We start from the raw sequence: 12,193 nt of genomic DNA on the forward strand, positions 1-12,193 counted from the left end.
GACTTTTTCCTTATTTATTCCTTTTTTGTTAAACATATTCCATTGAAGTTCGATAAATGGATTGTAAGGCTTACAAAAAAATTCTAATTTAGAACTTTTGGACATGGATGTCTAATTGGTTCAAACACATGGAGGTCATTTAATATGAGAATTAACCACAATATCGCAGCACTTAACACACTGAACCGTTTGTCTGCAAACAATGGGGCAGGACAAAAGAACATGGAGAAGCTTTCTTCTGGACTTCGTATCAACCGTGCAGGAGATGACGCAGCGGGTCTTGCAATCTCTGAAAAAATGCGTGGACAAATCCGCGGATTAGAAATGGCATCTAAAAACGCACAAGATGGTATTTCTCTTATTCAAACAGCTGAAGGTGCATTAACTGAAACTCATGCGATTCTTCAACGTATGCGTGAATTGACAGTTCAAGCAGGTAACGTTGGTACACAGCAGACTGAAGATTTAACGGCGATTCAAGAAGAACTTACTGCTTTGGTTGATGAAATTGATGGGATTTCTCAGCGTACAGCATTTAACGGAAAGAATCTATTAGATGGTAGTGTAGAGGATGGATTCCAATTCCAAATTGGAGCGAACATTGAGCAAAATATCAACGTAAAGATCGGCAAAATGGACGCTGAAACATTGACTGTCAAAGATATTAAAGTGAATGAAGATGGTTTTGACTTTGACGTTGAAGTAGCAAAAATCGACGCTGCAATCGGTGCGGTATCTAAACAACGTTCAGCACTTGGAGCTGTCCAAAACCGTCTAGAGCACACAATCAACAACCTTGGTGCTTCTGCTGAAAACTTAACAGCTGCTGAGTCTCGTATCCGTGACGTTGATATGGCGAAAGAAATGAGTGAGTTCACTAAGAACAACATTCTTTCTCAAGCTTCTCAAGCAATGCTTGCACAAGCGAACCAACAGCCGCAAAACGTACTTCAGTTATTACGTTAATTAAAAGCCCCCGTTGAGGGGCTTTTTTTATGTTAGTTTAATTTTAGCAATTGATGTAATTGAAAGTCTGGAACAGCTTCATTGAAGAAAGCTCGATTTAATTCCTCATTCTTTTGATCCCACCTATGCCACCAGTGGCCGACATCACCAGTGAAGTCAGCTTGAATCATGTCTTGCAGCTGCTCTAGGTTGATGATTTTTCTCGGTTCTATTAAGAATGAATGCATACGATGATACGCCTCAAGGTATTTAGTTTGTTTTGTTTGAACGGCATATTGTACATAATAATTTAAAAATTCTTGTACAAATGTCAGATGGGGAATGGGGGTTCCTTTTAACTCGACGCCTTCCCATGCCATATCCGCAATTGCACAAAGCCACCAGCCAAGCTCATTGGCATGCTGCATTTGTTGTAAGGTATGCCGTTCAAAAGAAATAAGCTCATCTTCTTGTGCTTGTTTGAGCATATGCTCAAGTGTTTGTGCCTCAAGAGCTGCCTTTGTCATTCCCTGACCATGTATTGGATCTAATGTGCACAAGGCATCACCCATGACCAATAATCCGCTTGGCCAATCTTCCATTTGTTCATAGTGGTTTCTGACACAAGCCGGAACTCTAAATCCTTTTGGTTTCGTATAGGGAATTAAATGAGTGATGGCTTCTGCTATAGAGGGATTGGTCAGCCTAGCGGTCTCTACATCAAACTGATCAGCGTCCGTTGTTGGATAATGAGAGCCGCCAGCTGCAGAGAGAAGAACAGCTGCTAAATCATGATCTACTCGTTCAAACAGTCCTGTTGGAATTTTCTTATTTGGCTGTCCAACGATGACCATTGGTTCTAGGTTCGGTGCCTCAGCTGGTATTTGGTAGTATCTTGTGCTATAGCCAAGAGACACGATTAACTCATCTGTCTGCGGCAAGGTCAGTCCTGCGCTTTTCAGCCATTTTGGCAATTTAGACATTCTTCCAGACGTATCGATCACTAAGTCCGCTTTCAATTTGTGAATGATTCCTGGCTTTATCCTCCGATCTTTGACCTGTAGTCCACTCACTTGAGTCGTTTTTTTCTCAAAAAGAAGAGAGATCGCTTCATGTTTTTCAAAAAATTGAACACGTTCCTCACGTAACATTCTTTGCATCAGCACCCACTCTAGCATGGCACGTCGTGTGACAGCTGTTTCTTCAGTATCGGTGAGTACTAACTCGCCATCTTTTGTCATAAATCGAGATGTCTGATGCCATGTGTTGTACCCGCCCAATTCTAGTAATTCTTTTGTATAACCAGGAAATAGACGTTCCACTATTTGTTTGCCTAGTGGCAGCATTCTATGTGGATGAAAGGCTTGAGGCGTGCCAAGACGATTCTCAGGAGAGTCTGGCAATTCGTCCTTTTCAATAATCAATACTTCAAGGTAGAAACTTGATAAAACCTTTGCAGCGAGCATTCCCGTTATTCCGCCTCCGATGACGATCGCCCGCTCATACTTCATGGGTTGTGTCACAACATGCGCCTCCAGTGAATATATCAAATGGTTACATGACCATTTCATCATATGTTGATTTTCTAAGTATAGCAAATTCTTGTTTTTTTGAATATAGAAAGGAATTGGCATACTTTTTACTCGTAAATATGAAAAAAACTTCAATCTTGATCATTATTTTTAAAAAATAATGATCAAATTTAAGAGGAATGACCGATAAATACATTAAGGGGGTAGAGAGAATGGATATACTACAGAGTATTGTAACCGCAGCACCTTATATGATGAAGATTTTAAAAGATGAAGTGACGATGGGTGTCATTGATCGAGAAAAATTCTTGCTGTATTTGCCATCAAAAGATGTGGATTTTCAAATACGGACAGGAGATCCCATTAAACCAGATGATCAGAATATGAAAAATGCGCTTAGAGGCGAAACATCAAGTACATTCGTACCTGAATCGGTGTATGGGACGCCTTTAAATGCAATGGGATTGCCGATTTTCGATGAAAATCATCAAGTCATTGGTGCAATCGCTTTAGGTTTTCCGCTTAAAAATCAAATAGAACTCGAGGCGTATATGGAGTCATTGAACGACATCATTCAAAGTATTCAAGAAAAAGTACATGTGGTGGCGGCTCATTCAGAAGAGCTCTCTGCGACAAGTGAGGAAATGACATTCCAAACACAGCAAACACTTGAAAGCTCGAAAAAAACTTCAGATATTACAAAAATGATCAAAGGTATCTCTAAACAAACGAGTTTGCTAGGATTGAATGCTTCAATTGAAGCGGCCAGGGCAGGAAAAGAGGGAGCGGGTTTTAGTGTGGTAGCGAGCGAGGTTCAAAAGCTCTCAAGCGAAACCTCACGTGCAACGGAAAATATAGAAAGCTCATTACAAGGGATTTCCTCTAATATACATACATTACTTGAGAGTATGGGCCATATGAAAGGGTCATCTTCAGAACAAGCTTTATTAGTGACGGAGTTTAGTGAAATTGTAGATAGGTTGACGATGGTTAGCAAAGAAATGAAAGAATTTATGCAAAAGGCGATGTTAACGTAAAAAACGAATCCAAAAAGGGTTCGTTTTTTTGTTGGCTCGTTATTTTCTATTTTTCTGATCAAAGCGATAATCGTATGTTTCACCTTTGACCACATTTAAAAACTCATGTCCAATTTGAACGAGCTGTGCATTTTCCCATTTAATCAGAGGATCTTTATCAGGGTACTTCCAGTAGATTGTTTTCTTGTGATGGGTGAGTTTGTTTTCAATTTCTGCTCTGACCGCATTCTCTTTTAGCTTTCCTCCGCTATGTCGATATGTGTTAATGGTATAGGTTCCATCAGGTGATGATATCGAGCGGATGAATGTTCCGTGAGACACGCCTTGAAGAGAGAAGCATTTCCAGTAAATAATTCCGGCGAAGCTAAGACATAAGATGGCAAGGATGATGGTGGTTTTCTTTTTAAACATGAATTCCTCCAGGTGTAGATCGCAATATTCTAATATATGAGAGAGATTACAAAAAGATTCATATAGTCCAAAAGTTCTATTCATTTCAATTATCGGTCATTTTTTCTTAACATTCAACAGTTAGCCCGTAAAGATAAGGAAAATTTAAGGATGCATTCAGATCACACTGGTCATTCGAAAACACTTTACAAAAGAATTTGCGATCAGTAGACTTATGCTCATATAGAGAAATGGGGCAGATGGAATGAATCGAATCATAGATACGTATCAAAATTATGAAGAGCTTTCCGCTCATGAAAGAAAAGGGATTGACTATCAAATTCTTCATCAGCGGAAAGGGGATCAGCTTCTCGTCCTGTCACCTCATGCGGGCGGAATTGAATCTGGTGTGAGCGAGCTGGTCCATGAAGTAGCAACCGATTATTCTATGTATTTATTCGAGGGCCTTAAAGTGAAAGGCAATCATGTTCTTCACATTACGAGCACACGTTTTGATGAGCCGATTTGTCTTTCTCAAGTGCATACACATCATTATACGTTTGCACTCCACGGCTATGGAGAAACAGATGTCCTACAAACTTTAGTTGGCGGTACCGACAGGGAAAAAGCTGCTGAAACAGTGAAGTGTCTCACACAAAATGGCTTCCATGCCTTGCTTTTATCTGAATCGGATCAATTTGCTGGAACACATCCTCAAAATATCAATAATCAATGCCTCACAGGAAAAAGTGTTCAAATTGAAATTAGCCAAGCTCAGAGAAGAGCTTTTTTTCAAGACTTTAGGCGGAGCCGTAGACGTGATACACAAACCGAACAATTTTATCAATACACAAATGCGCTGAAACAAGTGTTAAGCCTTTATGAATAAACTTCTGACGTCACGTGTGCTGACGCTTTTGTTTGATATGTAGCTTCATTTTCTGCCACCTTGCCGGCTCTCATTAAATAAGAAGTAAATTCTTTTTGAAATTGAATGCCGGCTCTTCGCTGTTCAAATAGAGCAAGCCGTTTTTCAGCAAAAGCCCGAGTGACATGAAATGTTTGAGCAATATGCAAAATGGCTTGCTGCCTAAGGTTTGGGAGCGTCATTTGCAGCAGCATAAAAGTCGGAACACAAAAGTGATACATGAATTGTTTTGCTTGAAACTCTTGCAGTTCTCGAAAGAGCTTGTGCATGTTAAAGTGGTTGCCTGTATGCTTCAGCACATGACAAAGCTCGTGGGCGAAATCCTGCCACTGTTCTTCTGACGATAAGGATCTGTTTAAAATAATACTGTAAAGACCTTGATGTTTGATCATCATGCTGCCAGTATCCTCGTAGTGTACCCATACATGAAATTCAGCTGCGATCCTATGCATGTCTACATAGGCAGGACCGCTCATTTGCAGTTGAGTGTATAACCGTTTAATATCTTCTTCTAAATGGGTTAAAAAATAAGTCATGTCAAAACCTCCATACAAACGTATGTTCTATTTTTGCCGTAAAAGAAAAGTCCATATAGGACTAAATGGCTAATAAAGCTATCGCTTACTTTTTATATCGGCTTATTTTTAACAATTTTAACATAAAATCAAAGAAAATTGGAAGTTTTTCCTGTTTTTTTTGTTCTATTTTTTATTTTTTACAAAGATAAAACGTCGATTGAATTCAAATTTTACCATAGTCTTATGACGAAAACAAACAAATTTGTCTTACGTTTGCCACCGATTGATGAGCAAGATCAAACATCAATTGAACAAAAAGGAGTGCAAAACATGGTACAAATTTATCAAGATTTTATTCCAGTTGGAAACGGAAATCGGCCAGGATATACTATGACGCCGCTTTATGTAACTGTGCATAACACAGCCAATACATCTAAGGGAGCTGACGCAAAAAGTCATGTGGCATATGTCAAACGCTCAACAACAGAGGTAAGCTGGCACTTCACAGTGGATGACAGAGAAATTTTTCAGCATCTCCCTTTAAATGAAAATGGGTGGCATGCTGGGGATGGACATGGAGATGGCAACCGAAAATCGATTGGCATTGAAATTTGTGAAAACGAAGATGGAAACTTTCAACAAGCTGTCAAACATGCCCAGTGGCTTATTCAAAAGCTTTTAAAAGAACATGGCATTCCATTAGCAAATGTGGTGACGCATCAGCATTGGTCAGGAAAAACATGTCCACGTCTGCTGCTAGCTACATGGGATGAATTTAAAAGAGGAATTGAGACTGCAGGTGATCCGGAAACGGTGATCACATATGTGGTGAAAAGCGGGGATACGCTAACGAGTATTGCCAAAGCCCATGGTGTTACAGTGAGTGATTTACAGACATGGAATCAGATTAGTGACCCGAACATGATTCGAGTTGGACAAGTTCTCAAAATTTATCGTGCAGAAGAAAAGCTCAGTTATGAACTGCCGGATGGGGTGTTAAAGGTGACATCACCTCTGACAAAAGGGGAGCATGTACGTCTCGTCCAAAAAGCGCTTGCTGCTGTGTATTTTTATCCTGACAAAACAGCTGCAGATAAGGGCATTGATGGCGTTTATGGGGAAAAAACAGCCAATGCCGTCGCGCGATTTCAACTGATGAATGGTCTAACAAGTGATGGAGTATACGGTCCTAAAACAAAAGTGAAGTTGCTTCAACTATTAAATCAGTGAGTCTTTCTTTTTGGCCGCTTGAATGACGGCTTCACTTTTTTCATGTAATCGGCAGATATAAGGGGATGGCTTAAATTCAGCAAACTGAACATACCTCAATTGTTTAAGTTTCTTTTTCATATTGGCACCTCAATCGTTGCAGCAGTTGGTTTTATTGTATGCAAGTAGATGTGAAAACGGAAGTAGGACGCGGATAAAGTTCCGCGTCCTTTAGTGTAATCAAGCTTTTTTATTTTTATACTCATCTAGGAGCTGTTCATTCTTTTTGAAAATACGCTCCGTATGGGGACTTACTTTGTAATCAGCCATACTAATATGGCGCTTTTTCTTTAAAATCTTAAATGGGTTTTTCTTGCGATTGTTATTATCCCCTTGAAGTGCGTGTTCCATCTTCATCACCTTCCTCTTCGTCAGGCAAGATTAGGTCATAAATCGTTGTAAGTGAAGTCATTAATAAATAGTCGAATTCAGTGACAATATCCTCAGAGGTCAGCTTAATCACAAAGTGTGCATCCGCTACTGAAAACGGGATGAGAACCAATTTGCCGAAATCATCGTAATACACTTCCTGCCTGTCAAGCTTTGCTTGAATAAGTGCTCTCTGATCAAGTGTCCGCAGCAGGTCATCTTTTTGCTCCTGCGTATCATAAGGACAAAGAACTGCTTGAATATTCATTTTTTCTGCAAAAGAATAGATCAGTCGTTCAATTCCCTCTATATATGCTTCTATACTTCCATAATATACATGGATCGGTTCATTTTTCAATAGGTATTGGTACGTTTTTAGTTTATTGAGGTAAGAATGAAGCAGGTCGTTATTTTGTTCTAGGAGTTGATGGGTGTCGGTTTCAAGTTCATGATTTCCGAGTTTTTTAATATAGGAGCTGAGGAAAATAAAGGCATCAGTTAATGCGAAAAAAACAGCAATAATCAGGTAGTGCATCCAATCGGTGAAGATTGAAGCAGGGTCATTTGTCCAGTACACAACAGCACCCGCTACATAAATCCAATACCACGTTTTACGAATCGCAAACATCTTTTCTTTTACTTTTTGTTCAAAGCGCCATACCGCAAATACATATACAGCAAGAGCACCTAGCAATAACCAAACAGTCAATTGAAAAAATAATAGCATGTTCTTCTCTCCCATAGACAGATGGATACTTATTTATTTCTATGGATATGATTGGAAACCCTGCTTCATGAAAAAATGGCTTGCAGAAAAAGAGCATTTGAGGATGCGAACAAATAAAAAAAGACCTGTTAGACAGGTCTTTGATATTAGAGAATCGCATTTAACACAAAGTATATAAGTGCCCCTAGAGTTCCCGAAATCGGTAATGTGATCACCCAAGTGACAAGCATACGTTTTGCCGTACCCCAGTTGACTCCTTTTACTCTATGTGCAGAACCTACACCTAGAATAGAAGATGAGATCACGTGAGTGGTACTAACCGGTAAGTGAATAAATGTTGCACCGAAGATAATAGCTGCACCCGTTAAGTCTGCAGATACTCCGTTTACTGGACGAATCTTCATGATTTTACCGCCGACTGTTTTAATAATCTTCCAGCCGCCAATAGACGTGCCAAGTCCCATTGCAAGCGCACAAGAGAATTGTACCCAGAAAGGAATGTCGTCTGTTGTATGCAAATTACCTGCAATTAAAGCCATCGTAATAATTCCCATCGCTTTTTGCGCATCGTTTGTTCCGTGGGTATACGATTGCAGTGCAGCCGTTAAAATTTGAACACGTCGGAATTGTTTATTTGTTTTTGCGAGATTGTTGTTTCGGAATATAATTTTGATAATGGTATACACGATATATCCCAAAACAAAAGCCAGGATAGGTGAAAGCAAAAGTGCTTGAATGATTTTAATGAATCCCGAATAGTTTAAAGCGCCAAAACCAGCAGAGGCAATAACAGCTCCTGCAATTGATCCGATCAGTGCATGTGAAGAACTACTCGGAATCCCGTAATACCAAGTAAGCAAGTTCCAAGTAATCGCTGCAATTAAAGCAGCCAAAATGACGACAGATCCGTTTTGAAGTGTAAAAGGATCTGCGATGTCTTTTGTAATGGACTTTGCCACACCTGTAAATGTCATTGCTCCTAAGAAGTTCATAAACGCTGCCATAATAATAGCATGTCTTGGCTTTAACGCCTTTGTTGAAACTGAAGTAGCAATGGCATTTGCTGTATCGTGGAATCCGTTAATGAAATCAAAAGCAAGTGCACAAATGACAATAAGTATGGTAAGGATGAGTAATGTATCCATGTTTAACTAACCCCGTTACGCATTCTTCATAATGATTGTTTCTAGATTGTTGGCAACACTTTGACAGGAATCTGCGATTTCTTCAAGTGTTTCGTAAATTTCTTTGTATTGAATGACCTTAATTGGATCTGTTTCTTTTCCAAACAAGTTCTTTAGTGATTTGCGGTGAAGATTGTCACAATTATGCTCAATCTCTTTAATTTTGATTGCGTGCGGATGAATATCTTTCAAGCGATTATCAGCCAGTAATTCAATAGTCGTTAAAATTTCTTTCGCACATTCTCTGATGTAGTGGCTGAATTTGTCGATATGTTCGTCAGAGCTTGTAATTGAATAAATTTCTAAAGTTGCTGAAAAATGCTCAATGCCGTCTAAAACATCGTCGAGGCTATTCGTCAATTGAAGAATGTCTTCACGTTCAATCGGTGTAATAAAGGCTTTATTCAGCTCTTTAATCATGGTATGAACATGATTATCACCTTTTGTCTCATATTCCTTCAATGTGTCAGAAAATTCTTTCAGAGTGGTTTGATTTGTTACTTTATAGCTAACAAAATACTCAGCAGTTTCATCTAAATTTTTAGCAATTTCCGTTAACAAGACGGAAAACTTGTCTTTTTTCCTTTTTAACATGTAAAAACCCTCCATTGTATAAATGAGACAATGCACACATCAAATAATTATATATTCTTTTGTCGAAAAAAAACAGGTGTAGTCGAAAATTTCTTCACTTTTTCTATTTGATCTTATTCTGACCTAAAGATGTGATCTCAACTCACCTTTTTCAGAAAGGGGAAAAGAAAGCAAAAAAGCGGACCATTTTTGGCACCGCTTAAACGTTAAGAAGCTGAATAAACAAGCTTAAACCGCTCACAAACAAGAAGCATATCTTCCTTAAATGTTAATCCGTACGGCTTAAGGACTTCTGTGAAAAATTCTTCATGTTCTTTGTACCAATAGTCATATGAAAGATCGCCTTCACCTTCTGCTTTTGCAAATGATTCAGGAACCTCATTCATTGGCATGATATCTACTTGTGTGATCTCTATGATGGCTTTTGGTTCCTCCTGGCTGTCCAAAATGACCGCATATTGACCGGGTTTTGGAAGAGGCTCTTGTTCTTTTTCGTAAAAAAGGTATCCAGAACAAGTGGCTGTTTTTTTTCCTTGTTGTACAAGGTCAAGCAAGTGATCTGGATCTGCGCCAAATGCCCAAGCAGAAACAGAGGCGTGATCAGGAGTTTTTCCTGATTTTTCTTCCCAATAAGATTCCCAAAATAAAGTGCTTTTGTGGTTCATCCTTTTTCCCCCTTTGTTATGAGTTTATTATATCGTGAAGTTTCAAACTTGGAAATCGTATGTCTTTATTACTACGAACTGTGCATGTCATATGTTTTGAAAACATGCGTTTTGTTTGGCAGATATAGGATGATAGAATGAAAAATTTTGAAATTTTAGAATAATCTATTGTATTCTGGTCAAGAAGTCGGTAAGGTCAAAGTAAGAATATGGAAGGGGTGTTGTTCATGAAACGCATTTCTCTAACTGTTTTGTCCATATGTCTGTTTGTTTTCTCGTTTTTTCTGCCGGTCAGCCAAGTCACTGCAAACGAAACTCATGGGAATAAAGTAGCTGTTGGTAAAGATGGTATGGTGGCTACTGCACATCCGCTTGCATCGGAGATTGGTGCTGACGTATTGAAAAAAGGTGGGAACGCAGTGGATGCTGCTGTTGCCATTCAGTACGCACTTAACGTAACAGAGCCAATGATGTCAGGAATTGGCGGTGGCGGATTTATGATGGTTTATGATGGGAAAACAAAGGAAACTTCCATCATCAATAGCAGAGAGCGAGCACCACAGGGCGCAACACCTGACATGTTTTTAACAGATGATGGAAAAGTGATTCCGTTTGCTGAGCGATCTACACATGGAAATGCGGTAGGTGTTCCAGGGACTGTAAAAGGTCTTGAAGCTGCATTAGATAAGTGGGGTACTCGTTCTATGAAGGAATTGATTGAGCCCTCCATTCAACTTGCAGAAGATGGTTTTGAAATTGATTCTGTCTTGGCAAAAGCGATTGATGATCACCAAGGGAAATTGAAAAAAACGGCCGCAGCGCCAATTTTTCTTCCAAATGATCAGCCGCTCGAAGAAGGAGATCTGCTTGTCCAGCCAGGTCTTGCAAAAACATTTAAACTCATTGCGAAAAAAGGAAGCAAAGCGTTTTATGAAGGAAAAGTAGCAAAGGCACTTGCAAATACAGTTCAAGATTTTGGCGGGACGATGACTTCAAAAGATATCAAACGTTATGAAGTCAAGACTGACAAGCCAATCTGGGGAGACTATAAAGGATATCAGCTTGCAAGCATGCCTCCACCAAGCTCAGGCGGGGTGTTTATGCTACAAATTCTCAAAATACTTGACCATTTTAACCTGTCTCAGTATGACCCCAAATCATTCGAAAAATATCAGCTGCTTGCTGAAACAATGCACCTCTCCTATGCTGACAGAGCCGCATATGCCGGCGACCCCGAATTCGTAGATGTTCCACTAAAAGGACTACTAGACGATGATTACATTTCAGAAAGAGCCTCTCTCATTCAATTAGATCAAATGAATCGCAGCCCGAAAGAAGGAGATCCTTGGGCATATGAGGATGAGAAAAACCCATCCCCAATTGTTCCTCAGCCAGAAGATAAAACCATTGGTGAGACGACCCATTTTACTGTTGCAGATCAGTGGGGAAATGTTGTGTCATTTACAACAACCATTGAACAATTATTTGGTACAGGGATTCTTGTTCCAGAGTATGGATTTTTCTTAAATAATGAACTAACTGATTTTGATGCACGACCTGGCGGTGCAAATGAAGTCCAGCCCAATAAACGCCCATTATCAAGTATGACCCCGACGATCATTTTTAAAGATGGAGAGCCTGTCATGACTGTTGGATCTCCTGGTGGAACGACGATCATTGCTTCTGTTTCACAGACGATTCTCAATTTACTTGAATATGACATGGAGCTTCAGGATGCGGTAGAAGAGCCAAGAATCTACACAAACAGCTTAACTTCGTATCGTTATGAAGTAGGTGTCCCTCTAGATGTAAGAACAAAGTTAAATGATATGGGTCACCAGTTTGGCAGTTCCCCTATTGATATAGGGAATGTGCAAGCTTTACTGATTGATCGAAAAGCAGGGACATTCACTGGAGTAGCTGATTCAACGAGAAATGGAACTGCTGTTGGTGTCAATCTAAAGGTAGCTGCAGATCAATAGCATTTCCCGGGAAAAGAAGCGCCTCATCAAGAAGGCGTTTCTTTTTAGTTTTC

General features: G+C 39.5%; 14 protein-coding genes. 5 read left to right on the forward strand and 9 right to left on the reverse strand.

The genetic code is table 11. The features are described from left to right. Positions 1 to 144: 144 nt before the first annotated feature. Complete coding sequence (gene hag / locus NST09_RS06150) at positions 145 to 966, forward strand: flagellin Hag (RefSeq protein ID WP_025207195.1); 822 nt, start codon at positions 145 to 147, stop codon at positions 964 to 966. A 32-nt stretch (positions 967 to 998) separates the two neighbouring features. Here hag and NST09_RS06155 read toward each other — a convergent pair whose 3' ends face one another. After that, positions 999 to 2,468, reverse strand: coding sequence for an FAD-dependent monooxygenase (locus tag NST09_RS06155; protein ID WP_210552398.1), 1,470 nt, complete (start codon positions 2,466 to 2,468; stop codon positions 999 to 1,001). A 221-nt stretch (positions 2,469 to 2,689) separates the two neighbouring features. Between NST09_RS06155 and NST09_RS06160 the strand changes: the two genes are divergently transcribed. Beyond that, on the forward strand, positions 2,690 to 3,514 hold the full coding sequence (locus NST09_RS06160) for a methyl-accepting chemotaxis protein (protein WP_046527519.1): 825 nt from the start codon (positions 2,690 to 2,692) through the stop codon (positions 3,512 to 3,514). 39 nt (positions 3,515 to 3,553) lie between these two features. Here NST09_RS06160 and NST09_RS06165 read toward each other — a convergent pair whose 3' ends face one another. Then, the gene (locus NST09_RS06165; RefSeq protein ID WP_017359605.1) at positions 3,554 to 3,925 is read right to left on the reverse strand and encodes a DUF5412 domain-containing protein; all 372 of its coding nucleotides are present in this window, start codon (positions 3,923 to 3,925) and stop codon (positions 3,554 to 3,556) included. A 244-nt stretch (positions 3,926 to 4,169) separates the two neighbouring features. Between NST09_RS06165 and NST09_RS06170 the strand changes: the two genes are divergently transcribed. Then, the gene (locus tag NST09_RS06170; protein ID WP_210552399.1) at positions 4,170 to 4,793 is read left to right on the forward strand and encodes a poly-gamma-glutamate hydrolase family protein; all 624 of its coding nucleotides are present in this window, start codon (positions 4,170 to 4,172) and stop codon (positions 4,791 to 4,793) included. Here the strand turns inward: NST09_RS06170 and NST09_RS06175 are convergent. Further along, a complete protein-coding gene (locus NST09_RS06175; RefSeq protein ID WP_342493447.1) occupies positions 4,784 to 5,368 on the reverse strand; it encodes an ImmA/IrrE family metallo-endopeptidase in 585 nt (194 codons plus the stop codon). The genes NST09_RS06170 and NST09_RS06175 overlap by 10 nt on opposite strands. A gap of 312 nt (positions 5,369 to 5,680) precedes the next feature. On the opposite strand from NST09_RS06175, the gene NST09_RS06180 reads away from it, so the two are divergent. Further along, complete coding sequence (locus NST09_RS06180; protein WP_210552401.1) at positions 5,681 to 6,580, forward strand: N-acetylmuramoyl-L-alanine amidase; 900 nt, start codon at positions 5,681 to 5,683, stop codon at positions 6,578 to 6,580. On the opposite strand, the gene NST09_RS06185 is transcribed toward NST09_RS06180, so the two are convergent. From NST09_RS06185 to NST09_RS06210, 6 genes are all read right to left on the reverse strand, one after another. Then, positions 6,569 to 6,700, reverse strand: coding sequence for a hypothetical protein (locus NST09_RS06185; protein WP_255201815.1), 132 nt, complete (start codon positions 6,698 to 6,700; stop codon positions 6,569 to 6,571). The genes NST09_RS06180 and NST09_RS06185 overlap by 12 nt on opposite strands. 99 nt (positions 6,701 to 6,799) lie before the next feature. Further along, positions 6,800 to 6,976, reverse strand: a complete 177-nt coding sequence (locus NST09_RS06190; RefSeq protein WP_008346289.1) for a type II toxin-antitoxin system SpoIISB family antitoxin — start codon at positions 6,974 to 6,976, stop codon at positions 6,800 to 6,802. After that, on the reverse strand, positions 6,945 to 7,715 hold the full coding sequence (locus NST09_RS06195) for a type II toxin-antitoxin system SpoIISA family toxin (protein WP_019743468.1): 771 nt from the start codon (positions 7,713 to 7,715) through the stop codon (positions 6,945 to 6,947). Before NST09_RS06195 ends, NST09_RS06190 begins: the two co-directional genes overlap by 32 nt. A 146-nt stretch (positions 7,716 to 7,861) precedes the next feature. Continuing rightward, entirely contained in the window at positions 7,862 to 8,860 is a 999-nt protein-coding gene (locus tag NST09_RS06200; RefSeq protein ID WP_017359158.1) for an inorganic phosphate transporter, read from the reverse strand. A gap of 15 nt (positions 8,861 to 8,875) precedes the next feature. Continuing rightward, entirely contained in the window at positions 8,876 to 9,493 is a 618-nt protein-coding gene (locus NST09_RS06205) for a DUF47 domain-containing protein (protein WP_017359157.1), read from the reverse strand. A gap of 206 nt (positions 9,494 to 9,699) precedes the next feature. Then, entirely contained in the window at positions 9,700 to 10,158 is a 459-nt protein-coding gene (locus NST09_RS06210) for an ASCH domain-containing protein (protein ID WP_342493448.1), read from the reverse strand. 227 nt (positions 10,159 to 10,385) lie between these two features. Here NST09_RS06210 and ggt point away from each other — a divergent pair, with 227 nt between their 5' ends. After that, entirely contained in the window at positions 10,386 to 12,140 is a 1,755-nt protein-coding gene (ggt, locus tag NST09_RS06215; protein WP_017359155.1) for a gamma-glutamyltransferase, read from the forward strand. Positions 12,141 to 12,193: the final 53 nt, after the last annotated feature.

This window comes from Bacillus sp. FSL W7-1346, assembly GCF_038593335.1.
Classification (GTDB): Bacteria; Bacillota; Bacilli; order Bacillales; family Bacillaceae; genus Bacillus; species Bacillus altitudinis.